This is a genomic window from Rhodopila sp., from assembly GCF_035548095.1.
Classification (GTDB): domain Bacteria; phylum Pseudomonadota; class Alphaproteobacteria; order Acetobacterales; family Acetobacteraceae; genus Rhodopila.
Genome location: NZ_DASZUV010000030.1, coordinates 13,341 through 38,431, shown reverse-complemented (window position 1 = coordinate 38,431; position 25,091 = coordinate 13,341). Strand labels below are relative to the sequence as shown.

The 25,091-nt window shown below is 61.5% G+C and carries 26 protein-coding genes and 1 pseudogene; 15 read left to right on the top strand and 12 right to left on the bottom strand.

All coding sequences use genetic code 11. The features are described from left to right. Positions 1-16: 16 nt before the first annotated feature. On the bottom strand, positions 17-904 hold the full coding sequence (locus tag VHC04_RS21210) for a 2-hydroxy-3-oxopropionate reductase (protein WP_325684736.1): 888 nt from the start codon (positions 902-904) through the stop codon (positions 17-19). Between the two features lie 132 nt (positions 905-1,036). Then, on the bottom strand, positions 1,037-1,816 hold the full coding sequence (otnI, locus tag VHC04_RS21205; RefSeq protein WP_325684735.1) for a 2-oxo-tetronate isomerase: 780 nt from the start codon (positions 1,814-1,816) through the stop codon (positions 1,037-1,039). A gap of 194 nt (positions 1,817-2,010) precedes the next feature. On the opposite strand from otnI, the gene VHC04_RS21200 reads away from it, so the two are divergent. After that, positions 2,011-3,117, top strand: coding sequence for an AI-2E family transporter (locus tag VHC04_RS21200; protein WP_325684734.1), 1,107 nt, complete (start codon positions 2,011-2,013; stop codon positions 3,115-3,117). 215 nt (positions 3,118-3,332) lie between these two features. Here VHC04_RS21200 and rplS read toward each other — a convergent pair whose 3' ends face one another. The 7 genes from rplS to VHC04_RS21165 all read right to left on the bottom strand — a co-directional run bounded on the left by rplS (position 3,333) and on the right by VHC04_RS21165 (position 8,702). Then, positions 3,333-3,752 carry a 50S ribosomal protein L19 gene (gene rplS / locus VHC04_RS21195; protein WP_325684733.1) on the bottom strand — a complete coding sequence of 140 codons (420 nt, stop codon included), beginning with the start codon at positions 3,750-3,752 and terminating at the stop codon, positions 3,333-3,335. 22 nt (positions 3,753-3,774) lie between these two features. Then, positions 3,775-4,485 carry a tRNA (guanosine(37)-N1)-methyltransferase TrmD gene (gene trmD, locus VHC04_RS21190; protein WP_325684732.1) on the bottom strand — a complete coding sequence of 237 codons (711 nt, stop codon included), beginning with the start codon at positions 4,483-4,485 and terminating at the stop codon, positions 3,775-3,777. Then, entirely contained in the window at positions 4,482-5,030 is a 549-nt protein-coding gene (gene rimM / locus VHC04_RS21185) for a ribosome maturation factor RimM (RefSeq protein WP_325684731.1), read from the bottom strand. Before rimM ends, trmD begins: the two co-directional genes overlap by 4 nt. 9 nt (positions 5,031-5,039) lie before the next feature. Continuing rightward, on the bottom strand, positions 5,040-5,384 hold the full coding sequence (rpsP, locus tag VHC04_RS21180) for a 30S ribosomal protein S16 (protein WP_325684730.1): 345 nt from the start codon (positions 5,382-5,384) through the stop codon (positions 5,040-5,042). A gap of 36 nt (positions 5,385-5,420) precedes the next feature. Continuing rightward, the gene (ffh, locus tag VHC04_RS21175; RefSeq protein ID WP_325684729.1) at positions 5,421-6,809 is read right to left on the bottom strand and encodes a signal recognition particle protein; all 1,389 of its coding nucleotides are present in this window, start codon (positions 6,807-6,809) and stop codon (positions 5,421-5,423) included. A gap of 217 nt (positions 6,810-7,026) precedes the next feature. After that, entirely contained in the window at positions 7,027-8,304 is a 1,278-nt protein-coding gene (locus VHC04_RS21170; RefSeq protein ID WP_325684728.1) for an arsenic transporter, read from the bottom strand. 116 nt (positions 8,305-8,420) lie between these two features. Then, on the bottom strand, positions 8,421-8,702 hold the full coding sequence (locus VHC04_RS21165; RefSeq protein ID WP_325684727.1) for a DUF427 domain-containing protein: 282 nt from the start codon (positions 8,700-8,702) through the stop codon (positions 8,421-8,423). Positions 8,703-8,850: 148 nt separating this feature from the next. On the opposite strand from VHC04_RS21165, the gene VHC04_RS21160 reads away from it, so the two are divergent. The 4 genes from VHC04_RS21160 to VHC04_RS21145 are packed head-to-tail and all read left to right on the top strand — an operon-like array spanning position 8,851 to position 13,282. After that, entirely contained in the window at positions 8,851-9,843 is a 993-nt protein-coding gene (locus VHC04_RS21160) for an RluA family pseudouridine synthase (RefSeq protein ID WP_325684726.1), read from the top strand. Positions 9,844-9,867: 24 nt separating this feature from the next. Beyond that, positions 9,868-12,297: an AsmA family protein gene (locus VHC04_RS21155; protein ID WP_325684725.1), complete on the top strand. Its 2,430-nt coding sequence runs from the start codon at positions 9,868-9,870 to the stop codon at positions 12,295-12,297. Next, positions 12,294-13,010, top strand: coding sequence for an ATP12 family chaperone protein (locus VHC04_RS21150; RefSeq protein WP_325684724.1), 717 nt, complete (start codon positions 12,294-12,296; stop codon positions 13,008-13,010). Before VHC04_RS21155 ends, VHC04_RS21150 begins: the two co-directional genes overlap by 4 nt. Next, positions 13,007-13,282, top strand: coding sequence for an acylphosphatase (locus tag VHC04_RS21145; protein WP_325684723.1), 276 nt, complete (start codon positions 13,007-13,009; stop codon positions 13,280-13,282). Before VHC04_RS21150 ends, VHC04_RS21145 begins: the two co-directional genes overlap by 4 nt. Before the next feature lie 17 nt (positions 13,283-13,299). Here the strand turns inward: VHC04_RS21145 and VHC04_RS21140 are convergent, their stop codons facing one another. Beyond that, positions 13,300-13,749, bottom strand: a complete 450-nt coding sequence (locus tag VHC04_RS21140; protein WP_325684874.1) for an NIPSNAP family protein — start codon at positions 13,747-13,749, stop codon at positions 13,300-13,302. A 23-nt stretch (positions 13,750-13,772) separates the two neighbouring features. Between VHC04_RS21140 and VHC04_RS21135 the strand changes: the two genes are divergently transcribed. From VHC04_RS21135 to VHC04_RS21110, 6 genes are all read left to right on the top strand, one after another. After that, positions 13,773-15,149 (top strand): acyclic terpene utilization AtuA family protein, encoded by a 1,377-nt coding sequence (locus tag VHC04_RS21135; protein WP_325684722.1) that lies wholly within the window; start codon positions 13,773-13,775, stop codon positions 15,147-15,149. Between the two features lies 1 nt (position 15,150). Beyond that, positions 15,151-15,462, top strand: coding sequence for a DUF4387 domain-containing protein (locus tag VHC04_RS21130; protein WP_325684721.1), 312 nt, complete (start codon positions 15,151-15,153; stop codon positions 15,460-15,462). Positions 15,463-15,489: 27 nt separating this feature from the next. Beyond that, entirely contained in the window at positions 15,490-16,842 is a 1,353-nt protein-coding gene (locus tag VHC04_RS21125; protein WP_325684720.1) for an LLM class flavin-dependent oxidoreductase, read from the top strand. After that, positions 16,839-17,690, top strand: coding sequence for an HpcH/HpaI aldolase/citrate lyase family protein (locus tag VHC04_RS21120; RefSeq protein WP_325684719.1), 852 nt, complete (start codon positions 16,839-16,841; stop codon positions 17,688-17,690). The genes VHC04_RS21125 and VHC04_RS21120 overlap by 4 nt, the downstream gene beginning before the upstream one ends. Then, positions 17,687-18,883, top strand: coding sequence for a CaiB/BaiF CoA transferase family protein (locus VHC04_RS21115; RefSeq protein WP_325684718.1), 1,197 nt, complete (start codon positions 17,687-17,689; stop codon positions 18,881-18,883). The genes VHC04_RS21120 and VHC04_RS21115 overlap by 4 nt, the downstream gene beginning before the upstream one ends. Positions 18,884-19,506: 623 nt before the next feature. Then, positions 19,507-20,610 (top strand): NAD(P)/FAD-dependent oxidoreductase, encoded by a 1,104-nt coding sequence (locus VHC04_RS21110; RefSeq protein ID WP_325684717.1) that lies wholly within the window; start codon positions 19,507-19,509, stop codon positions 20,608-20,610. A gap of 111 nt (positions 20,611-20,721) precedes the next feature. Here VHC04_RS21110 and VHC04_RS21105 read toward each other — a convergent pair whose 3' ends face one another. After that, positions 20,722-21,018 carry a hypothetical protein gene (locus VHC04_RS21105; protein ID WP_325684716.1) on the bottom strand — a complete coding sequence of 99 codons (297 nt, stop codon included), beginning with the start codon at positions 21,016-21,018 and terminating at the stop codon, positions 20,722-20,724. Positions 21,019-21,092: 74 nt separating this feature from the next. Between VHC04_RS21105 and VHC04_RS21100 the strand changes: the two are divergent. Beyond that, positions 21,093-21,726: pseudogene (locus VHC04_RS21100) on the top strand (ISAs1 family transposase); the annotation flags it as partial. Between the two features lie 48 nt (positions 21,727-21,774). Here VHC04_RS21100 and VHC04_RS21095 read toward each other — a convergent pair. Then, positions 21,775-22,359: a ubiquinol-cytochrome C chaperone family protein gene (locus tag VHC04_RS21095; protein WP_325684715.1), complete on the bottom strand. Its 585-nt coding sequence runs from the start codon at positions 22,357-22,359 to the stop codon at positions 21,775-21,777. Positions 22,360-22,562: 203 nt separating this feature from the next. Here VHC04_RS21095 and VHC04_RS21090 point away from each other — a divergent pair, with 203 nt between their 5' ends. The 3 genes from VHC04_RS21090 to ruvA all read left to right on the top strand — a co-directional run bounded on the left by VHC04_RS21090 (position 22,563) and on the right by ruvA (position 25,080). After that, positions 22,563-22,982, top strand: coding sequence for an outer membrane protein assembly factor BamE (locus VHC04_RS21090; protein ID WP_325684714.1), 420 nt, complete (start codon positions 22,563-22,565; stop codon positions 22,980-22,982). Between the two features lie 126 nt (positions 22,983-23,108). Then, entirely contained in the window at positions 23,109-23,948 is an 840-nt protein-coding gene (locus VHC04_RS21085) for an NADPH-dependent oxidoreductase (RefSeq protein WP_325684713.1), read from the top strand. A gap of 517 nt (positions 23,949-24,465) precedes the next feature. Further along, positions 24,466-25,080: a Holliday junction branch migration protein RuvA gene (gene ruvA / locus VHC04_RS21080; RefSeq protein WP_325684712.1), complete on the top strand. Its 615-nt coding sequence runs from the start codon at positions 24,466-24,468 to the stop codon at positions 25,078-25,080. Positions 25,081-25,091 lie beyond the last annotated feature (11 nt).

Here is a 25,091-nt window from a genome sequence, read left to right as displayed (position 1 = left end):
TCAGTGACCTGACCCGTTATTTCTTGTTCTTCCGTATATCGTGATTTCCCAAGCCCTCGATCGCCATGATCATCGCAGAATGATCCAGCTCTCCATGCCCATGTGCCACGCAGGCGCTAAACATCTGCTGGACAACCGCGGTATTCGGCAGTGCCAGCCCCAGTGCCTTCGCTGAAGACAGAGCCAGGTTCAGATCCTTCTGGTGAAGGTTGATCTTGAAGCCCGGATTGAAGGTGCCGTTGATCATCCTCTCCGCATGCAATTCCAGGATGCGCGAAGAGGCGAAGCCGCCCGAAATCGCCTGCCTCACCTTTGCCGGATCAGCACCAGCGCGGGAGGCAAACACCAATGCCTCGGATACCGCCTGGATGTTCAATGCGACGATGATCTGGTTGGCAACCTTGCAAACCTGTCCGGCGCCCACCTCTCCCACGTGGGTGATATTCTTGCCCATCAGATCGAACAGCGGCTTGGCGCGGTTAAATGCAGCTTCTGTGCCCCCTACCATGATTGTCAGTGCGGCGTTCTTCGCGCCCACCTCCCCGCCCGACACGGGCGCGTCGACATAGTCGCAGCCTTTTTCCGAAATTTTCGCGGCGAATTCCTTGGTTTCGATCGGACTGATCGAGGACATGTCGATCACCAGGCTGCCGGGACGCAGGCCTTGCGCGGCCCCGCCGGGGCCAAACAATACGGCGGCTACATCCGGTGTATCCGGCACCATCAGAATGACGACCTCGGATTCCGCTGCCACCGCCTTGGCGTTCGGGACAACCTTGGCTGCTGCCCGGATTTCCCCGGTCAGGCTTGCCCGCTCCGGCACGACCAGCTCATGACCGCCGTTCTTCAGGTGCAGCGCCATCGGGCGCCCCATGATGCCCAGTCCGATGAAACCGATTTTCATGTCTGATCTCCCCTCAAGTACGGTTGCGGCAATCCATGCTGATGATGTCCACCCGAGCAGCGAATGCCTCAGGAAATTGGCGGAGTGCGGAGCAGGATGGCAGCAGCGCGGGCCGAAGCGCCGTGCTGCGCCTTAGCGGGCAAAGCGCTCCCGCCAGCTCAGTCCGGCAACAGTGTCCCCGGCGGGCCGGTACTCGCAGCCGACCCACCCCTGGTAGTTCAGTTCGTCCATGCGATGAAAAACATATGACCAGCCGATCTCGCCGGTCCCTGGCTCGTTGCGAGCCGGCACATCGGCAATCTGCATGTGAGCGATGACAGGCATATAGCGCTCCATCCGCTTGGTGATGTCGCCCTCCGTTACCTGCACGTGGTAGACATCGAACTGCAAGCCGATCCGGTCGCTGCCGATCGCGGCGATAATGTCCGCTCCCTGTGCTTGAGTATTCAGAAAATAGCCGGGCATATCCCGGTGGTTGATCGGCTCTATCACCAGCTTCACGCCGGCGGGCACAGCTTGCTCGGCTGCCCATGCGAGATTCGCCGCATAGACAGATGTTGCCGTTGTTAGCGATACCTCAGCCGGCACTAAGCCGGCCATGCAGTGGAGAAGCCGACAATTCAGGGTCGCGGCATAGTCCAAAGCCTTTTTCACCGAATCTCGAAACTCCTGCTGCCGACCGGGCAGGCTCGCCATTCCGCGTTCACCTTTGGCCCAGTCACCCGGTGGCAGGTTGAACAATGCCTGGGTCAGGCCCTCTCCATTCAGTCGCTTGCGCAACTCGTCGGCCGGGAACTCGTATGGAAAGAGGAACTCTACGCCCTCGAACCCTGCCGCGCGCGCGGAAGCGAAGCGGTCCAGGAACGGTACCTCATTGAACATCATCGACAGGTTCGCGGCGAAGCGGGGCACTGGAACCCTCCCTCTATTATGATCGGCATTTCAGTCGGCTACCAGCAGGCTACAGACCTCCCTCCGGATTGGCTAGTATGTGCATCGGAAGTGGGACGCCGCCGGAGACGCGATCACGCGGACCGCGCCGATGACACCGTTCGACCCGCCGGCCTCATCTTGCCTGAGGCGAGGCGGCGACAGACAGGGGAACCATGATCGCCGAGCGAATTTTGATGGGGCTGCTGCTGGGCGGCGTGGCGATCGGGTGCGTCTGGGTCCTGCTGCCCTTCTGGTCCTCCCTCCTGTGGGCCGCGATCCTGGTATTCACCACCTGGCCACTGTTCAGCTGGTTCCGCCACCACCTCAATCTGCGCCGGGGCTGGGCCGCGGCGCTGATGGTCGCACTCACCGCCGTGGTACTCGTGCTGCCGATTGCGGTTGCCGTGCCCAACAGCGCCTCGGACGCTGCCACGCTGCGGAAGATGGTGATGGATTGGCTGCACGCCGGTCTACCCGACGCACCGCAATGGGTCTTCGAGATTCCATTGATCGGCCCGACAATCGGTGATCTGCTCAACCGCTGGTCGGCTGACATCAGTCAGGCGCTGGAGGCGTTGCGTCCTTATTATGGCATTGTGGTGGAAGGCAGTTTCAACCTGCTGGTGGGGATCGCCAACGGCGTCCTGATGTTCCTGCTGGCGCTTTTTATCGCTTTCTTCTTCTACTTCTATGGAGACAACATTGCTGCTCGGCTGCGCCTGATCCTGGAGCGGATCGCTGGGCCGCGGGCAGACCGCCTGATCCGGGTTACCGGCGCAACCGTGCGCGGTGTGGTCTTCGGCATCCTCGGCACCGCCGTCGTACAGGGCTTCTTGACTGCGTTTGGCTTATGGATCTCCAGCGTTCCGCGGCCAGTCCTGCTGGGAACGATTGCCGGCCTGCTGGCTGTGTTACCCGTGGGCGCGCCGCTGGTCTGGATCCCAGCCGCGATCTGGCTGATGACAAGCGGTCATCTGGGGTGGGGGATCTTCCTGGCCATATATGGAACCGGTGTGATCTCGGGAGCGGACAGCCTGATTCGCCCCTGGTTCATTGCGCGCGGCGCGCAATTGCCATTCCTGCTTACGATCCTGGGTGTACTCGGCGGTGCAATCGCGTTTGGCTTTCTGGGCATCTTCCTCGGCCCCGTGCTGCTGGGCATTGGATTCACGCTGATGAATGAATGGGCGACGGCCGGCGTGGTGCCAACCGCGGCAACCCCGACAATGCCATCCACCGCGCCATCTCGGATTAGGGCTGATACGACCGACGTACCCTGATGACCGCATCAAGCCGATGCTGGCGAGTAGGAGTTGGGCTGTCGTCCAAGCAGTGGGAGGCGGAGTCTATGGCTGCCGCCTGCACGCAGAGCGCGGGAAAGCGTCCGCAAATCTATGGTTTTCCTTAGGCCGGAACCATGGATTGGATATGCGGATTGTCGGCCGGAAATGGCCGACACCCAAGTTTTGCACCATCGACCGCACGGTTGATCAAATTACTCTGACGCGGCTTCCTCCGCCACCGCAGGCGCCTCTGCCTGGGCCGCCGTCCCAACCGTGCGGGCCTTCTCCGCGATACGAGCCGATTTGCCGCTACGACCGCGCAAGTAATACAGCTTGGCCCGGCGCACATCACCACGGCGAACCACGCTGATCTCGGCGATCGTCGGGGAATAGAGCGGGAATACGCGCTCCACGCCCTCACCATAGCTGATCTTGCGCACGGTAAAGTTGCTGTTCAGCCCCTTGTTGGAGCGCGCGATGCACACGCCCTCGAACGCCTGGGTGCGGGTGCGCTCCCCTTCGACCACCTTCACCGAGACGCGCAGCGTGTCACCCGGCTGGAATTCCGGCACCGGACGGCTGCTGGTGAGGCGCGCCATCTGCTCCGCCTCAAACTGCTGAATGATATTCATGCTATTCATCCTCTCATCTGTATCAGGATGCGGCCTGCGCCGCGCGATGGATTGAAGCCGCGTCGGCCCATAGGTCAGGGCGCCGCTCGCGGGTAATGCGTTCTGCTTCCGCCTGCCGCCACGCGGCGACGGCGGCATGGTGGCCGGACAGCAGGACCTCGGGCACTGTCCTGCCCTGCCATTCGGCCGGACGCGTATAATGCGGATACTCGAGCAATCCAGCGGAGAAGCTTTCTTCCACAGCGCTGTCCGCCGCGCCCATCACGCCGGGTAGCAGTCGGACAGTCGCGTCCAGCAGCACCAGCGCGGCGAGTTCACCACCAGATAGCACATAATCGCCGATGCTCAGTTCCAGCATGCCGCGTGCGTCTATGACACGCTGATCGATACCTTCATAACGGCCGCAGACCAGCACGACACCCGAACCGGTGGCGAAACATCGCGCATCCGTCTGGTCGAACCGGCGACCGCGTGGCGTCAGGCAAACGACCGGCCGATCATCGGCAACCGAAGCCACCGCCGCATCCACCACGTCGGGCCGCAGCACCATGCCGGCACCGCCGCCGAACGGCGTGTCGTCGACCGTGCGATGCCGATCCCGGGCGAAGTCACGGATATTGATCGCGTCTAGGGCCCAGACACCGTTCTCCAGCGCCCGGCCGGCGAGTGATTGGCCCAGCGGACCGGGGAACATGCTTGGAAATAGCGTCAGAATGGAGGCGCGCCAACTCATGCCGCTGCACCCTCCTTCGATGGTGCAACAACCACCTCATCGGGTGGCGTCACGACCACCCTTCCACCGACTGGATCCACCACCGGCACGCAGGCCTTGGTAAACGGCAGGATCAGCGGTTCGCCGCCGTTCGGCGGTTCGATCTCCAGCGACGCACCGGCACCATAGTCGTGCACGATGGTGACAGTACCGATACGGCCGCCGTCCTTGTCCTCGGCGCGCAGGCCGATCAGGTCGGCGAGATAAAATTCATCGCTTGCATCCGGCGCCGGCAGCGCGGCGCGGTCGATGAACAGTCGCACATTTGTCAGCTTCTCGGCGGCTGTACGGTCGGCGATTTTCACCGGGGTGCCGCCAATCAGTTCGGACACTTCGGCTATGCCATTGCCTTTCCAGCGCAGCAGGAAGTGCCGCCCACTCCCATTGGAGAGCAGGCCATAGGCTGTCAGATCGGCCGGGTTGGCGGTATGGCTGGTGACGTGCACTAGCCCCCGCACACCATGTGGCCGTCCGATCACTCCAAGCTGGATGCGGTTGTCCGGCACCGGTCGATCTCAAGCGACGGCAGCGGCCTCGGCGGCCTTGGCACGCTCCTGCGCCTTCTTCTTCGGCGCCGACTGCTTCGGCTGCTCATTCCAGTCCGGCATCGGGATCATCCCGGCCTTGCCCAGGAACTTCGCCACACGGTCCGTCGCGACGGCGCCATGTGCCAACCAGTGTACCAGCCGCTCCTCCTGCAGGCGCACGCGGTCCGCATGCTCAGCCGGCAGCATGGGATTGTAGCTGCCGACGCGCTCGATGAAGCGGCCGTCGCGCGGGCTACGGCTATCGGCGATGACGATGTGGTAGTAGGGGCGCTTCTTAGCGCCGGCCCTGGCGAGGCGGATTTTCAGGCCCAAAGTGTGTTCTCCTGTCTATCGAAACGGTTCATGGTTTCAGTACGGCCGGCGGTTGCCACCACCCGGCATCATGCCCTTCGGCATCAGGGCGTTTAGGCCATGGCGCATCAGACCCTTCTGGCCCAGCTTTCCGACTTTTTTCATCATGGTGGAGATGTCGTCGAACTGCTTCAGTAGCTTGTTGACATCCTGCACCGATGTCCCCGACCCGGCGGCAATGCGTTTCTTGCGGTTTGCCTTGATGATGTCGGGATTGCGGCGTTCCTTCATCGTCATGGACGAAATGATCGCCGCCTGACGCTTGAACACCTTGGTATCCAGGTCCTTGCCCTCGAGCTGTTGGGCGATTTTCCCTGCCCCCGGCAGCATGCTCAGAATGGACGAAATGCTGCCCATCTTGCTGATTTGCTTGAGCTGGGCCGCATAGTCCTCCAGGTCGAATTTGCCCTTCATCATCTTCTGGGCAAGTTTTTCGGCTTCTTCCTGGTCTATGTTCTCGGTCGCGCGCTCTACCAGCCCGACAATGTCGCCCATGCCCAGGATGCGGCCTGCGACGCGTTCGGGGTGGAAATCCTCCAGCGCGTCCTGCTTCTCTCCCACGCCGATCAGCTTGATCGGAGCGCCGGTGACCGCGCGCATTGACAGCGCCGCACCGCCGCGGGCATCACCGTCCATGCGGGTGAGAACCACGCCGGTGACGGTCAAAGCATCGTTGAAGGCCTTGGCGGTGTTTACCGCGTCCTGACCGGTCATGGCATCAACGACCAGCAGCGTCTCAGCCGGGCTGCTGGCGGCGCGGACGTCCCGCACCTCCTGCATCAGCTCCTCATCGATGGACAGCCGGCCGGCGGTGTCCAGGATGATGATGTCATAGCCTTCGCGCCGGCCCGTCTCCATGGCGCGCTGGGTGATCTGCACCGGCGTCTGGCCGGCGACGATGGGCAGGCTAGGCACGCCGGCCTGATCGGCCAGTTGCGCCAACTGCAACTGCGCGGCCGGGCGCTGGGTATCCAGGCTGGCGAGCAGTACCTTGCGGCGTTCCCGCTCCTTCAGCCGGCGGGCAAGCTTGCCTGCAGTCGTGGTTTTGCCGGAGCCCTGCAGGCCCACCATCAGAATTGGCACCGGCGCTGCCGCGTTCAGATTGATCGGCACCGCGCCGGCGCCGCCCAAGGCGTCAATCATCACGTCGTTGACGATCTTGACCACCTGCTGGCCGGGCGTAACCGAAGACAGCACCTCGGCGCCCACCGCGCGTTCGCGCACCTTGGCGATAAAGTCACGTACCACCGGGAGGGCCACGTCGGCGTCCAGCAGCGCGAGACGGACTTCCCGCAGCGCTTCAGACACATCCTCCTCGCTCAGCCGTCCGCGGACACGCAGGCGGTCGAAGACGCCGGATAACTTGTCCGAAAGGGCTTCGAACACGGCAGTATGGCTCCAAACGATGACGCGCCGCTGCGCGAACCCTCGCGGAGCGGCGTAGTCCCCGGTACGTGTGGGGACCGGGCGACGATTTGACCCGGATCGGCGGCTTATGACGCCGTGGTGGCGTCCCGTCAACATTGGCGTGCCGGGTTGTCGGAATCCGCTCGGGACGGATCAGCGCGGGGCCGGACAGTTCAAGGGTCCAGGTCGTCCAGGGTCAACGGACCAGCAGCATGCCGCCGATTGCCAGCACCAAGGCGGGCGGCATCACCAACGCACCCAGCTTCAGGAACTGCCACGCGCCAACATGCAAGCCCTCGCGTCGTAAGGCTGTCAGCCATAGAATCGTCGCCAGCGACCCGGTCACCGACAGGTTGGGACCGACATCGACGCTGATCAGCACCGCCGCACGCACGCTCTCCGGCACCTGTGCCAGCTCAACCACCCGTCCGGCCAGCAATCCGGCCGGCAGATTGTTCATGAGGTTGCAGCCGAACCCGAGCGTCAGCCCGATCAGCCATGCCGCCTCCACCTCTGACCGCTGCACCAGCGCTGCCACCAGCTTTGCCAACTCACCGGTCACCCCAGTCCGGTCCAATGCCTGCACCAGCACAAACAGCCCCGCCACCAGTGGTATCACACCCCAGGGAATGTCGCGCACCAAGGCAAACAGACCGATACGGGCGCGGATGCGCACTAGGAATAGGGTCGCGATGCCGGCCAGAAAGGTCGATAGCCCCAGCGACCAGTCTGCTGCCGAGGCTGCCAGCAGCGCTATCGCCGTCAGGCCAATCCCCGTCGCCGCCATCATACCGCCGGCTGACAAGACTGGCACGGTCACCGCCGCCACCAGGGTTTCCCGCAACTGCGTCCGTTGCGTCCAGCGCAAAACGGCAAAGGTCGCGCCAATCGCAAACGCCGACGGCAGCGTGTAGAACGACAGCCAACGCAACAGAGGCGGCATCTGGCTGCCATAAATCACCAGGTTCGCCGGGTTGGAGATCGGCAATACGAAGCTTGCCGCGTTGGCGATGAACGCGCAGATGAGCAGATAGGGCAACGGCCGCTTGGCCTCGACGGCCCGGATCACCGCGGCGACCGCCGGAGTAAGGACCACGGCGGTGGCATCGTTGGACAAAAACACCGTCACCAGAGTGCCCACGCCGAATATCAACGCAAACAATCGAGGCGCGGAACCTTCGGCCAGCCTGGCCGCCTTCGCCGCGAGCCAGTCGAACAAGCCCTCCAGCCGCGCGACTTCAGCCAGCAACATCATGCCGACCAGGAACAAATAAACGTCGGTGCCGCGCGCAACGCCGTGCAATGCCTCGCGCCACGGCAGCAGGCCCAGCATGACGAGGGCGCCGCTCCCGGCGACTGCCCAGATGAATTCCGGCCAGGCGAACGGCCGCAGGATTACCCCAGCCGTGGCGATCCCGGCAACGATCCAGGTCGACCAGGACGTGGCGGCGAATCCCGCCAGCGCAACCTGCATCAAACGCTCATCGGGACCCCGCCGGCGCGGGATACGACTACACCGTTCCGAGCTTGCATCAGCAAGATGAAGGTCAACAATCCGCGAAACGCAATGGCGGCCAAGAGGAAGACATTTCAGCCGACATGCACATCCTTCCAAAAGCCGAAGCGACCGCCAACTGCCTGGAGGGCCGGCAACGGCCGTTCGTAGCTCCAGGCTACACGTGGATGCCGCGCACCATCCACCACAACGTCATAAAATTGCACGCCGTGGGGGCAGGCCTTGTCGCTGTCGGTCTTCTCCGCTTTCTCCAGCCAATCCAGATGCGTGGCGGCGGCAGGAAAATAGGCGTAGCCAGCAGCTTCGACGATATCGTCGCTATCGGCGATTACGCGGCCATTCAGGGTGGCCTTCATGGTAGCGATCCTCCGTGTCAGGGCGGTTGAAGAGATAGGTATCGCCATCCGCTGCGCCAGAGGATGTTGGTCACGGAGTTTCGTCGCGCGGAATTCGCCCGCGCAAAGTGCCTTGACCCCCCGCGTTACGCGCTCCACACCCCGGCACATGGCGCAGGAACCGCATATCGTAACCGAGGATGAAGCCGGCATTCGGCTCGACCGCTGGGTGCGCCGACACTTTTCCGGCGTGCCTCAAAGCGCGATCCAGAAACTGTGCCGCACTGGAAAGATCCGGATCGATGGTCAACGGGCCGATACCGCGACCCGGCTGGCGCCCGGCCAGACCGTGATGGTCCCGCCGCTGGCGGAGCAGATATCGGCTGCGCAACCGGTGGCTGAGGTTTCGGACGAGGATGCGCGCGACCTGCAACGGCTGGTGATTTATTGCGACGACCAGGTGTTGGTGCTGAATAAGCCCTATGGGCTGCCGGTGCAGGGCGGCCCCGGCATCAAGCGCCATCTGGACGGTATGCTGAATGCACTGCGTTTTGGCAGCGAACACCGGCCGCGCCTTGTCCATCGGCTGGACCGCGACACTACCGGCGCGCTGTTGCTGGCCCGCACGCCGGGCGTCGCCGCTCGTCTGGCGGCGCTGTTCCGCGGTCGCGATGTCGATAAGACTTATTGGGCGATCGTCGCTGGCCGACCGGTTCCACCGGAGGGCCGCATCGATCTACCCCTGAAGCGCATCGGCGGCGTCCGCGGCGAGCGCACCGCGCCAGCCGATCGCGACGATCCCGATGCCGCACGCGCGATTACAGATTACCGCACCTTGGACCACGCCGCCCGCAAACTGGCCTGGCTGGAGCTAAAGCCGCTGACCGGTCGCACCCACCAATTGCGCGTGCATTGCGTTGCCCTGCGTACACCGGTCCTGGGCGATGAGAAGTATGAGAAGCCGGATCAGAACAACGCCTTTTCAGCGGTCATCCAAGGGCTTTCCAATGATCTGCACCTGCATGCCCGCCGTCTGGAATTGCCGCATCCAGCAGGCGGGCGCCTGGTGGTGGAAGCGGACTTGGCTCCCCACATGAGAGCGACGTTTCAGACCCTGGGTTTTCATGCGCCGCCAGCACAGCCGCCCAGAAAATCACCCTGAGGAGATCGCGATGGGGAAATCGCGGTGAGAAGATCGCTGCGGGCCGGCCTGCTGGCCGCCGCCGGGGTCGTGGTCCTGGGTGCCGCTGGCATCAGCATCACCGCCCTACGTTTCGATCCGAACAGCCTTAAGCCGCGTATCGCCGAGGCGGTGCAACAGGCAACAGGACGGACGCTGACTATCGCCGGCGACATCCATCTGCGCGCGTCATTGTGGCCGACCGTGGAAATATCAGATGTCAGCCTGTCCAACCCGCCAGGCTTTTCCCGCCCACAGATGGCGACCCTGAAGGGGTTGCGCCTATCGCTCGCTCTGTTGCCGCTGCTATCGCGCGAGGTGGAGATCGGCAGCCTCACTTTTGTAAGCCCGAACATCCTGCTGGAGCGGACCGCCGCGGGCGAAGCCAATTGGCACTTTAAGCGCGAAACCAATCCTTCGAACAATCCCGGCGGGGCGGCAAACACTGCGTCGCCGCGCCGCCGGGTGACGATCGGTGCGCAGACCGTCTCGATCGAGAACGGCACTTTGGCGTATCGCGACGATGCATCCGCTGCGGTGACCACGCTCGCGAGTGTGTCGGCCATCATGAGCACAGACTCTTTGGAGACCCCGGTCCATATCGAGGGCACCGCTGTCTATAACGCTTCGCCGGTGTCGTTCACAGCGGATCTCGGGGCGCTGGGGCGGTTGCAAAATCCTGCTGACACCGCTCCCTGGCCTGTCCACACGGTCCTGGAAGTCGCCTCTGCCCGGATCGAGTCACAAGGGACCCTGCGGCGTCCGACCCAACTCGGCGGCTATGATCTGGCCGTGAGTGGCCATGTCGGCGATACCGCCGATCTCGCCAAGCTAATGCCGGGCGCTACGCTGCCCTCGATCCGCGACGTCCGTTTCGCGTTCAAGGCCGCAGCCGACGATCGTGACCATCCACGTATCACTGACGTCACGGTGCGGACCGGCAGCAGCGAACTCGGCAGTGGTCTGGTGGTGACCAAGGTGGACCTCGCGACGACGGCAATCGATCAGCCGGTGATGCTGGACGCCGAGGGGACGATGAACGGCCTACCCGTCGCAGTCAGGGGTATCGTCGGATCCTGGCTGCGCCAACCCATTGCGTTTGATCTTTCGCTGCGCGTGGCCGACGATTCCTTCTCGGCGAAGGGCAACCTGACGGCAGCGCCGAACGGGTTCGGCAGCGGCGTCGCGCTGCGAGACTTAGCGATCGACGGCAAGCTCCTGGCGCTGAGCGGCGATGTCAGCCTGGCGCCATCCCCTCTTCCCACCGTGACCGGCTCGGTGAACGCCGACCACGCCGACCTGAACGGGTTGCTGGCGCTATCCAACAAGCTGACCATCCAGCCGGCGCCTCCTGGGGGATCAGCCCCTGATGCATTACCCCCTGGGACAGCGAGGGGTGCCGTGCCGACTCCGGTAGATCGGCATGTCCAACCAGATTGGATTTTTCCGGATAAGCCGCTGCCTTTCGATCGGCTGCGGCTAGCGGATACCGATCTGCGTCTAACTATCGGCACACTGCTCAGCGGCGACCAGACCTACCGCAACATCGATGCGCATATCGTCCTGCATGACGCGAAGCTGATGATTGATCCCCTATCCGGCACTCTGCCGGAGGGGCGGATGGAAGGCACACTAACCATCGATGCCAGCCAAGCAGCACCACCGGCGCGGCTGCGTCTGCGTGCGCCCGGGTTAGCGCTGCGGCCAGTGTTGACGGCGCTCCACCAGCCGGCGGTGATCTCGGGGAATGCTGAGATCTATGCCGATCTGAGCGGCGTTGGCACATCCCCGCGCGCTTTGGCCAGCACGGTCAGCGGTACGTTGGGCATCGCCATGCCCGGCGGCACCATCGACAATCGCCTGCTGGGAAGCATCCTCGGCCAGGTGATGAGTCAGATCAACGTTCTGGACCTTGTCGGTCGCGGCGGCGCCAGCGACTTGAACTGTCTGGCTGCACGCATGGACATACGCCAAGGCGTGGCCACCCTCTCCGCGCTGGTGCTGAGTTCCTCGCTGGCGACGGTTACAGGCACCGGCACAGTGAATCTCGGAGCCGAGACCCTTGACCTCACCCTGCGTCCCGAGGCCCGGATCGGTCGCAACGTCATCGTCGTGCCGGTCCGGTTAACCGGACCGATGCGCAAGCCGGCGGCCCGGGTGAATGAGATCAAGTCGCTAGAGGCGAATGCCGGCACGATTGCGGGGGCGCTGCTGGGCAGCGCCACGCCCTTGGGCGCCATCGGCGGCCTGCTGGCGTCGGGTCGCGTGGACGGCGCGGGTGCTGCCGCTTGTCCAAGTGCTCTAGCCGCCGCGCGCGGCCAAGCCGCACCAGCCGCCAGAGCACCGGCCGCGGCAAAGCCGTTGGAGCCGTTGTCAAAGCTGCCCCACCCCGCCCTCCCGGATCCCACCAAGACATTACGGAACCTGCTGCGATGAAACGTTTCTGGGAGGTGGCCACGATAGAGGCCGAAGCCGACGGTTATAGCATCCATCTGGATGGACGGCCGATACGCCTGCCGGGTGGCAACGTCCTCACCCTCCGGCCGGAACGCCTGGCGCGGGCCATCGCTGACGAATGGCAACAGGCCGGCCTGGCGAAGGGTGGCGAGATGTCATTTGAAAACACGCCGCTAACTCGCCTGGCCGGCACAGCGCAGGAGCGCATCGCGCCCAACCCCGACCCGACGATCGATGCTATCGCGCGATACGGGGAGAGCGACCTGTTATGCTACCGCGCAGAGTCACCACAGGCACTGGTGGATCGCCAGGCCGCATCCTGGCAGCCATGGCTGGATTGGATAGCCCGCGCCCATGGCGCGCCGCTGCGTGTCACTGCAGGCGTGGGCTATATCAAACAGCACCACGACAGTATCGATACGCTGAAGCGGATCGTGGCCGCACAGGATGCCTACGTACTTGCCGGATTGGGTATTGCGGTGCCGGCGCTGGGCAGCCTGGTGCTCGGATTGGCCCTGGCGCAAGGCGCGCTAGATGCGGATACGGCCGCAGACCTGGGCGCGCTGGATGAATTGTTCCAAGTGGAGCTATGGGGCGAGGATGAGGAGGCGCAGCGGCGTCGGGGCGCCGTGCGGGCTGAAATCGCGCTGGCGGGGCGCTTCATGGCACTGAGCCGGGAGGGTGGCGGATGATCGCCAAACTGTTGCTGATCCAGGGGCGAGTGCAATGCGTCGGCTACCGGGATTGGATGGTAGCCCAGGCTGGAACGCTGGGCTTGTCCGGTTGGGTCCGCAACAAGGCCGACGACATGGTGGAGGCGCTGATATTCGGCGATGTCGACGCAGTCGAGGAAATGGCCCGCTTGTGCCGACGAGGCCCGAAGTTGGCCGAGGTCGTCAGCATCGTTGAGGAGATCGTCAACGCGCCGGCGGAAACCGGATTCTACCGGCGAGCCTCGATCTGACTGTTTTGGGGTGGCCGTTACAGATGCGGTCCCCAGGGGGCAGCATGCAGCAGCTTTACTTCCTGCGACATCACCAGCGGCCGGAATTTGGCGGCGAACCCGTCTACGAAATCGCCGTTGGAGAAGACACCAGTCCAATGCGCGCGCCTGTCCGCGTCGTCATCGAACTTCCACAGATGCACAAGTTGGTTGATCATGCCGGTGTCGCTTTGGAAATATCCGATCAGCTTCTTGTCCTGTCCACCCTTCTGCAGCGCCGGGTAGCCGAACTCCTGATACAGCTTCACCGCTTCCGCCCTCTTACCCACATATATAACGTGTAGGTCCGCAACTCGTAGAGCGCCATCTTCATTGTCCCCCGGAACGCCGCATGCGCGCCCGGTGATGCGGACGGGATCCGGCTTACCGCGTCCGGCGCGGCCTGACCAGGATCGCCTTCGCTTGCCGGAACGCGCGGAACGGTGCATCTGCAAGGCAGGAGGGAGTGCTTATGGCGACACCGCAAAAAGAGATCCGCCTGCTGTCCACCAGCGCGATCCTGGGATACGGCTTCCCGGAAGCCTCGCTGAACGCTGGCATGCATCGTCAGCCCCATGTCATCGGCGTGGATGGTGGCAGCGTCGATCCCGGCCCACATTATTTGGGGTCGGGCAAGCCATTCTGCTCTCCCATCGCCATCCGCCGCGATCTACGCCTGATGCTGAACGCCGCGATTCGCGCGGGCGTGCCGGTGGTGATCGGTACCAGCGGCGGGGCCGGTGGCGCGCCGCATCTGGCGATGGTCGCGGATATGGCGCGGCAGATTGCGCGGGAGGATGGTTTGCACTTCAAGATGGCGCTGATCCAGGCGGAGCAGGACAAAAGCTCCGTTAAGCGCCGTATCGCCGCCGGAAGGGTTTCCCCGCTGGCGCATCAACCGGTGCTGACCGATGCCACGGTCGATCGGGCGGAGCGCATCGTCGGCATGATGGGGCCGGAACCGTTCATTGCCGCGCTGGACAATGGCGCACAGATAGTGCTGGCAGGTCGGGCAAGCGATCCGGCCAGTTGGGCGGCAGCCGCGACCCGCGCGCAATTGCCGCCGGCCCCAGCCTGGTACGCTGGAAAGATGCTGGAATGCGGCGCCACCCCCTCAATCCCGAAAGGCCATGATTGCCTGTTCGTGACGGTGCGAGAGGATCATGTGGAATGCGAGCCGTTGAACCCAGCCCGTCGCTGCACCCCGCTGTCGATCGCCAATCATTCCCTGCACGAGAATAGTAGCCCAATCCACCACATCGAGCCGGGTGGTATGCTGGACACATCGGATTGCCGGTTCGAGGCGGTAACAGATCGAGCGGTGCGGATTTCCGGGATGCGGTGGACGGCGGCAGATCGGTATACGGTAAAGCTGGAAGGGGTGGAAATGGCCGGCTACCGCTCCATCTGCCTCTGTGGCACGCGCGACCCGCTGTTGATCGCGAGGCTCGACGATTTTTTGGAGACTGTGCGCACAGAGGTGGCCATCAAGGCTGCGGCGTTTGGCGCCGATCCTGAGTCGTACAGGGTGGGTCTGCGTGTTTATGGCCGGGACGGCGTGATGGCAGAGCGGGAGCCACTGCGCGCAGCCCTGCCGCATGAGTTGGGATTCGTACTGGAAGTAGTGTCGCGACAAAGTCAGGAAATGGCGAGCGCAGTGCTGGCCATGGTGCGGACCAACATGTTGCACACCGACTTCCCCGGCCGGTTGTGTCGAGAAGGCAACATGGCCTTTCCGTTCTCCCCATCAGATATCGAAGTTGGTCCTGTCTACCGGTTCAGCATCTACCATGTCGCGGAACTGGACGATCCATGTGAACCATTCCCTATTCAGTATGAGATACTGTGATATGCCGCAGCTTAAATCCATTGCCACGGTCTGCAAAAGCAAAAATGCTGGTCCATTCGAATTGACAATCGATGTGGTGTTCGAGGATGCCGACACGTTCCACCGCGTAAAAGAAACTGGCGTGCTGGGCGCGGCGCTGTTTGCCCGGTTGTATAACGTTCCCAAGGAATATGTGCTGTTCACGCCTTATGACGCCGCTTTTGCCTTCAAAGCGACCTTGCCGCGCCTGGTGCCTGCGGGTGAGTTCGGTGACACCGATGTCTATGGCTGCCAGCAGCATGCCCCGCTACTGGATCTTGAGATTCCAATCTGAAAGAGAGACAATTCGATGAATCGCATGATGACCCTGGTTGCCTTCCTTCAGGCGCAGAATTGCTCCAACCTACCGGGTTCATGGCGGCACCCGTCGACACAGCTTGATTTTTTCACGCCTGAATACTATCAGCGGATCGCCCGAACCTTGGAAGACGGCAAGATCCAGCTTGCTTTCTTCGATGATCGGCTGGCGTTGCCTGATCTTTACACCGGCAACCATCATGAAATGATCGCGGGTGGCGTGCGCGCGGTGAAGATGGACCCTTCCACGATCCTGATGACAATGGGGATGGCGACGTCCAAGCTGGGGTTGGGAACAACCTACTCTACCACCTATTTCGAGCCGTTTCATGTGGCGCGCGTCTTCGCAACGATGGATTTGATGCTGAAAGGCCGTGTCGCCTGGAATATCGTGACCTCGCTCAATAGCGCCGAGGCATTGAATTTCGGTCATGGCACACACATGGAACATGATTCCCGCTACGATCGGGCGGACGAGTTCATGGAAGTCGTGCTGGGCCACTGGAATACGTGGGAAGATGATGCACTGGTCCTGGACAAGGAAAGCGGCCGTTTCGCCGATCCCACAAAGGTGCACCGGCTGGATCATGCCGGAGCGAATTTCCGCTCCCGTGGGCCGTTTAGTGTGCCGCGCTCACAGCAGGGCCATCCGCTGCTGATTCAAGCCGGTCAATCCGGTCGCGGTCAAGCCTTCGCGGCGCGCTGGGCGGAGCTGGTGTTCGTAATCCACCACAATCTAGAAGCCGGCAAGCAGCACTACAAGCGATTCAAGGCCATGGTGGCAGCCAACGGACGCGACCCGAATTCCGTCGCGGTTGCGCCGGCTTGTTATGTTATCGTCGGGGAATCCGAAGACGCGGCACAGGCGAAGCGCGCCGCCATCGAGGCTACCGCTCGGCCCGTTGATGCGCTGGTTCTGATTTCCGAGGTGCTGAACTACGATTTTGGCAGTAAAGGCTACGATGAGCCGTTCACCGATGAGGAGCTTGCCAGCTTTTCCTGGCACGGATTCCGGGAGCGGGTGGTGCAGTTCTCCGGCAAGAAGAACCCCACCGTGCGTGACTTCGTAGAGGTGTCTGGACGTGGGACGATCAAAGAGCACAAAGTGTTCTGCGGCACTGCGAAATCCGTTGCCGATCAGATGGAGGAGTGGTTCACCGCGCCTGCCTGCGACGGCTTCGTTCTGGCCGCAACCCATATGCCCGGAGCCTATGAAGATGTGGTGCGCCTTTTGGTGCCGGAACTGCAACGGCGCGGTCTGTTCCAGAAGGAGTATCGCGGCACCACGTTGCGGGAGAACCTGGGCCTGCCGATCCCGCGCGCCGTCGATTATCACGCGCGGAGGACTGCCGAATGAGAAGCCTGCTGTTCGCCCCCGGCAACCATAAACGTCGTGTCGAGAACGCGCTGAGCCTGCTAGCGGACGGCGTTATTCTGGATCTAGAAGATGCCGTTGCCATCAGCGAAAAAACGGCGACCCGCTCGATCGTGGTAGAGGCGTTGACGAAGCCGCGGACCGGCAAGCTCTACGTCCGGGTCAATGGTATGACCACCGAGTGGTGCCACGGCGATATTGCAGCCATAGTCCGGCCGGGCCTGGACGGGATAATACTGCCGAAGATCGAACAGGTACATGAGCTCCGCATGACAGACTGGCTGCTTACCAATCTGGAACGGGAGCGTGGACTACCTGTGGGAAGCGTGGATCTGATTCCTATTGTTGAAACGGCTTTGGGTCTATCTCGACTAGCGCGACTCTGCCGTTCCGGCACGCGCGTACGCCGGCTGGCTTTCGGGGCAGGTGATTTTACCCTGGACATGGGCATGGTGTGGACGCGAGGAGAGGCCGAGCTATTGCCGTTCCGATCGGCCTGCGTGATGGAATCACGTGCCGCCCGATTGGAACCACCGCTGGATACCATTTGGGCTGATTTGCGTGATCCTGATGGCTTCATCGCATCCGCCCGCCACGCCGCGGCATTGGGTTTCCAAGGCAAGATGTGCATTCATCCGGATCAGATCGCCGGCGCGAATGCTGCCTTTACACCAGACCAGGAGGCAGTCGACAAGGCGCGGCGAATTGTTGCGGCCTTCGACGCCGCCGAGGCACAAGGTTTGGCATCGATCCAACTCGACGGCCAGTTCATTGATTATCCGATCGTCGAACGGGCCAAGCGGGTGTTGGCGCAAGGAGACCATCGATGATCGATACGCAAGCGTTAGAAGGCTGTAGGGTCCTGGACATCGCCACTTTCCTTGCCGGCCCGTTCTGCGCGACTCAGCTCGGTGAGTTCGGTGCCGATGTTATCAAAGTGGAATTGCCTGGCGTCGGCGATGCCACACGCCGTTTTGGTACTATGACGGAGTGCGGGGACTCACTGCCTTGGCTGTCGGAAGCGCGCAACAAGCGCAGTATCACGCTTGATCTGCGTAAGCCGGACGGCGCGGCGTTGTTGAAGCGGCTGGTAGCCGATGCGGATGTGCTGATAGAAAACTTCCAGACTGGTACGCTAGAGAAATGGGGATTGGGCTTCGACGTGCTGTCAGCGGTGAACCCGCGCCTGATCATGGTACGAATTACGGGCTATGGACAAACTGGTCCTTATAAGGATCGGCCCGGTTTCGGTCGGATCGGCAATGCATTCGGTGGCCTATCCTTCCTGGCGGGTTACCCGGATCGGGCACCGGTGACTCCGGGATCGGCGACGATCCCGGACTATATGGCTGGACTATACGGCGCGTTGGGAACATTGCTAGCCCTGCAAGCCAGAGAGAGGACCGGGGAGGGTCAAGTCGTCGATATAAGCCTGTATGAGCCGATCTTTCGTATCCTGGATGAGCTGGCACCCGCGTTCGCCTATAAGGGCTATGTCCGGCAGCGTATGGGACCCGGCACGGTAAACGTTGTGCCGCACAGCCACTACCCGACGAAAGACGAGCGCTGGGTGGCCATCGCTTGCACCAATGACAAGATCTTCGCGCGCCTCGCCGAGGCAATGGACCGCCCCGACCTTGCCTGCGAGTGGGCGACACTGGCGGCTCGGGAGGCGAACCGCGCGCTGGTGGACGAGACGGTTGGGGCTTGGACCGCAACGATGAACCGGGCTGAGTTGATGATGCTATGCGAGCAAGCCCAGGTGCCGTGTGGTCCCGTATACGCGATCGATGAAATTTTTGAGGATCCACACTATGCAGCGCGAAACAACTTGATCAGGGTCATTGACCCGAGGGCGGGCGAATTGGTGCTGCCGAACCTGGTGCCGCGCCTATCTTCGACGCCTGGATCGATAAAATGGGCCGGCCCCGCTCTAGGCGCGCACAATGAGGAAGTCTATCAGGGTCAGCTTGGTCTGTCCGATACCGAGATCAATCGATTACGGGAACAAGGTGTCATCTGATATCAAAAAATCCCGCGCCAGCTCTATCCTATGCGCCAGGAGTCCGTCGCTGTCGATCATTCCGATATGAAGAAAAACGTCGCCAGTAGTAGCAACGTCAAGCAGATCAACTGCGCTCGCCATGCCGCTGATGCGGCGCTATCCGCACGTTGTCCACTTCGCTGCCCGCATTTCTGCCGCCGGATAGCGCCGCATCAGTATTGACCGGCGCCCGCCAGTGCCCCGGCCGCAGCACGCTGATTCTGTAGCTAATAAGCGTCAAAATCAACGCGCCAGCGAGACATTATATAGAGAAAGGCATTGCGTGGTGTCAGCAATATGACGACGAATTGGCAAGCTATGTATCCAGATCTCGCTTTCGTTGCTGCCATGCCAGCCAGCGGCAAGATCGAGAAGTCCTACATAACATCAATCATCCAAACGCAGCACCTGACGCCACTACCGGCCGATAAACACTGCCAGCCCTGCGTCTGGCTCGATGCAACACCTGATACCACAATATCCGAACCGCGATTCTGCATCAATTCGGGGATCGGATCTCAGCGCAACTGCAACACTAAACATCGACCTCGACTACACGCTCTGCGATAGTTCATACTTCTCAATAAAGGGCCGGCTCACCTATGCTCCGCGTATGCGACCTGATTGTCATCGGTGGCGGTTTGGTTGGTGCAGCCATATCGTGGGGAGCGCATGCGTTAGGTGCCTCGGTCATTCTGTTGGACGAAGGCGACGATGCTTACCGGGCCGCCCGTGGAAATTTTGGCTTAGTTTGGGTTCAGAGTAAAGGAGATGGCGTGGCGCCTTACGCGCTCTGGACCCGCCGCTCTGCTGCCTGCTGGCCAGCACTGGCTGCAGCCATCCAAGGGACGGTCGGAATTGAACCAGCGTTACATCAGCCAGGCGGTTTGGCTTTCTGCTTATCAGATGAAGAATTCTACTATCGAGACGACATGCTGCGCCGCATGCAGAGGGAGAGCGGCGATATTGGCACACGAATGGTCCATCGTGAGGAACTAAGAACCATGGTTTCCGGTCTCGGTGACGAGGTGACCGGCGCATCTTTTTGCCCAATCGATGGCCATGCCAACCCGTCATATCTTCTGCGCGGACTTCATCAAGCGTTGGGCTCCGCCTATCACCCACGTAAGAGCGTGGAACGCATTGACGCGACAGTCCAGGATTTCACCGTCCATGCAGCGGGCGTTTCTTATGTTGCTCCGAAGCTCGTGATCGCTGCGGGCCTTGGCAGCCGGAATCTTGCACCCACTGTCGGACTGAAGGTGCCTGTGGTGCCGCAGCAGGGTCAAATAGTAATCACCGAGCGCCTGCGCAAACTCCTTGACTTTCCTACCCACACTCTTCGACAGACTGATGAGGGCACTGTCATGCTCGGTGACAGCATTGAGGACGCTGGTTTCGATACTACTACCCGCGTAAGGACGCTGCGAACCATCGTAGACCGCAACATGAGGGTCTTTCCGGCATTGCGCGAAGCATCGGTCACACGGGCTTGGGCCGCATTGCGGGTTATGTCGCCGGACGGGCTGCCAATCTACGATCAATCGATACGCTACCCTGGCGCCTTTTCCGCTACATGCCATAGTGGCGTCACTCTTGCCGGAGCGCATGCACTGGCCCTCGCTCCAGCAATCATGAACGGAGCGCTCCCCGACGCGTTAGCTGCTTTTACGGCAAAGCGGTTCCTCGGAAATCTGACGTCCTGACAACTGGCATTCAGATCTCAATGTGCGCCGTGTTTTCAGGACGGTAGAGGGACCCGAACTCGTAGCCGGTTCGCTAGCATCTGGGGAAAACTCGGCTTCCGGTATGCGCGGCTACGGATTTATAGCCAATCCGAGCTGTTCGGCAGTAATTTCACCTAGATCAATGACATTCCTTTCATAAGGAAGGTCGTCATCCGCATCTGGATCGATGACAACCTTGGTCTCTTCTCCGCTCGGGATAGACCGAATGCGGAAGACCTCCTCGACGCTCACCTCAAAATCCTCCGCTTTTATGATGCATGTTTGAACGATCCTTGCATACAATCTCCCTTGGGCGGCAGAGTGGTGCTGGTCTTCGCGAATTAAATGAAATGCATACCGCGCCATTTGGTGCCAGGCGAATCGCATAAGGAATTTTCTTCCTCGACACGGCTCGCAAAGCTGGATTCTTGTCTGTCCTCCTATTGTCTGGAGGACCTCCGATGGCATTCATCTGGTCGAGCCTCGCCGACGTACCAGAGCCGCGAAGCGGCAATGCGCAGCGGCACAAGCTGCTCGATATCCTGAGCATCGAGCTGATCGCCTGGATCTCCGGCGCCGAGAGTTGCGTCGATTTCGCCGACTTCGCGCGCGATCGCGAGGCGCTGTTTCGCGAATTCCTGGAATGACCCGCTGGCCAGCCAAGCCACGACACATTCTCTCGTGTGTTTCGGCTGCTTGATCCGTCCGCCTTCGCGACTTGCTTTCAGAGCTTCCTTGACGCTCTGGGCGAGGACGGCGCCCGGGTTGTTGCCATCGACGGCAAGACACTGCGCCGCTCCTTCGAGGAGCGCGGCCGGGCGATCCGCCCTGCACGTCGTCACCGCGTTCGTCGTTGGCACTCGGGTGACGATCGGCCAAGTGGCGGCCGGCGACAAGGAAAGCGAGATCACCGCGGCCCGCACATTTTTGGGCCTGTTCGACCTGACCGATATACTGGTCACCGGCGATGCGTTGCATTGTCAGGGCGAAACCGCCCGGCTGATCGAACAGCGCGGCGGCAAATGGCTCTTCACGCTAAAGGCCAACCGGCCGCTTCAGCACGCCGAGGTGGCCGCATGGTTCGCCGATCCAAAGAACAAGTCCGATGGCCCTATCTGATTCAAGAAGACAGGCCGGCTCAGTTCAGGCGTTATCATGCTGATAAACCCCACCTATCGCCAAGCGGACGGGCAGAAAGCTAATTCGTCCAGCTTCGAGTGACGCCATATCTTGCTTACTTAACGTCGCGTCCTGTGCTCTAGTTAGTCGATACAACGCAACTGGCGCTCCCATTGGAGGCTCGGTACCGCGCCAAATGTTCCGCGTTAAAGCGATAATTAACTTTTCTTCATTCTCCCATGCCGCCTGATATGCGGCGGCACGGCCATGTAAGGCTTCCCACATCGCTCTATTACGCCTTCCAACACCCATATCGCCAACGCCCATTTCCCGCAAGTTCACATCCATGTCCGAAAACATGGCGTCAAACACCGCCTGCGCTAATGAAGGGCCTGGCTCGGGCTCTCGGCTCAACCGACGGATTACCAGGATCACGTGCAAACAGATTGCATCGAAGCGTCCGTCGAGTGTGTCAGGTATCCCCACCTCTGCATAAAGATACGGGTCGCGTCCGGCCGCCACTGCGGCTCCGTAGAGAACGAAGCCGGTGCGCTCGTAGAGGCCCCTGCGGCCGAGAGAAAGAAATCCCGCCAATGACACCTCGATCATGAAGAAGCTGCGCCGATTGACACGGCATGGCCGACCGTGACACGCACAGCTATAGAACGTTGTCCTGGCGCCTCCAACTGGCCGGCCCGACGATCCTTATAACAAGCCATTCGCGAGAACCACCTCCGCCCATGTCCTTCTGGCCAACCATTCGCCACCTGACCCTCGTTGTTTGTCTCACTTTAGGAGGATGTAGCTGGCTCATGAACCCTCCCCAACTGCGCGGGAACAAGATCGATCCTGATCAAATGAAGGAGTTGACCCCCGGGGTTTCGACCAAGGCCGACGTGACCGCGGTTGCCGGCTCGCCAACTGCGAGAGCTACTTTTGATGACAACACATGGATTTATATAAGCGAAATGACACAATCCCGCATTGGCCGGACGCTTGGCGACCTATCGCAGCACGTGGTGGTTATGACATTCGATCAGAACGGTGTGCTTAAGTCGATCGACGAAAAGACCAAGGAGGACGCCCTACCAGTGCGCGTAGTATCTCGTACAACTCCATCACCAGGTACCGAAGCATCATTCCTACAGCAATTGCTCGGCAACATCGGCCGGTTTAATCCCGGTGGAGCGATGGGCAGCCCCAATGCAGGCAGTGCCGGTGATGTACCGTAGTTGATCATCTTGCCTCTTAATTCTTGCAACGGGCGCAGCCGCTGAGGCCCGAGCGGCACATTGCGGTAGGAAATAATTGGTTGCCGGATCTGTGGACTCGCAAAGTCCTATATACAGGAACATCCTATGAATATGTCCCCCCACGCCGCTCTATCAGCGGCGGACGCTCTTGCCTTACGCTATGGCGCGGAACAAGCCCCGACCCACGGTCCCTGGAATGAGCATATTGCGCTATTGTTGTCGCACCGCTCGATTCGTGGCTACCGGCCGAATCTATTGCCTGAAGGGACACTGGAAACTCTGATCGCTGCAGCGCAATCCGCCGCGACCAGCTCCAACCTCCAGACTTGGTCGGTGATCGCGGTGACCGATCCGGCCAAGAAGGCGGAGTTAGCGAAGCTGGCCAACAACCAGAAGCATATTGAACAATGCCCGCTGTTCCTGGTCTGGGTCGCCGACGTCTCCCGCAACCAACGCCTGGGCGCGCAGGAAAGGGTGGAACTGGAAACGATGCCGTATCAGGAGACCTTTCTGGTCGCCGTGATCGACGCGGCCCTAGCAGCTCAGAATGCCGTGGTGGCGGCAGAATCCCTTGGGCTATCGACTGTTTATATTGGTGCGTTACGCAATCATCCGCAACAGGTCGCGAAGGTAGTCGGCCTACCGCAGGGAGCTTTTGGCGTCTTTGGGATGTGCATCGGCTACGCGGCACCGACTGCGGCGAATGAGGTGAAGCCGCGCCTACCGCAGGCTGTCGTGCTGCACCATGAGATCTACGACACGGCAGGAGAGCCCGAACATCGAGCCGCATATGACCATCTAATGGCGGCCTTCTCGGCCCGTAATGAGATGACAGCGGATACCTGGACGAAGCGAGTGATCAACCGGATGAGCAAAATTGCCGCCATGAGCGGCCGCGACAAAATGGTCGCGGCGCTGCATGCCATGGGCTTTCCGCTGCATTGAAGGGCCGTTTGACAAGGGCCCTTTCACACAAAGTCAAAAGACACCGCGGCCGGCAGCGGGGGCGGAACGTGGTGTCTTGGAGAGCAGATAAACAAAGTACGCGGGCGACACAGTGGGGAGACCGGCCGCCCGCGGCCAGCTTGGTGTCTTATTCGGAATCAGGCGTGAACGGACTGCGCTGTGGTCTCAGGGTGTTGCTCTGGCGCGGGCACCGTTTCCGGCCCCAGCTTGGACTGCTGCCATGAGTTATACGCCAGCACCACTGAGAAGGCGGCGAATGTCGCTACGCACATAAGAAGATACAGCATACTACCGTGAGTCATCGTCTTTTTCCGTCACCTCCACTGACGAAGGTAACGATAGACACAGAGCCGCTTGGTCACTTTGATCCGGATCAATCGGGTGCAGTTTTCCGAGGCTGCCAGCCTGCGAACAAAAACGCGAACGGCTTCTCGCGGAAGACAGGGTATATTGCGCTGTAAGCCCGATTCGCGGGCAACGGGGTTTCCAGCCTGGCATGATTGCCCAGCTCACCGGCCGCGTCGACCAGTTGTCCGACGGTGCGTGCGTCATCGACGTAGGCGGCGTAGGTTACTTGGTGCAGGCATCTTCCCGCACCTTGGCAGCGCTCCCATCGCCGCCCGCTGCCATCAGGCTGCTGGTGGAGACCCATGTGCGAGAGGATGCGATCATCCTTTATGGCTTCCTAGACCCGGCCGAACGCGACTGGTTCCGCCTGTTGACCACCGTGCAGGGCGTCGGCGGCAAAGTCGCGCTGGGGATCCTATCCGCTCTGTCGCCGGCTGAACTGGTCGGCGTGATCGCCGCCGCCGACAAGGCCAGCCTGACCAGGGCGTCTGGGGTCGGTCCCAGGCTCGCGGTCCGGCTGGTCACGGAACTGCGGGACAAGGCGGGCGCCATACCCAACGGCATCGCCGGGATCACGCACACGCCGGCCCTCGTGACCGGCATCGCTGAGGACGCGTTGTCGGCCTTGACCAATCTGGGTTATCGCCGGCCGGAGGCGCAGTCTGTTGTCGCCCGCGTTCATGCCCGGCTGGGTGACGCCGCCACACTGGACGCGCTGATTCGTGACAGCCTGAAAGACCTCGCGCCGAAGGGAATAACATGAAGGGCCGAGCG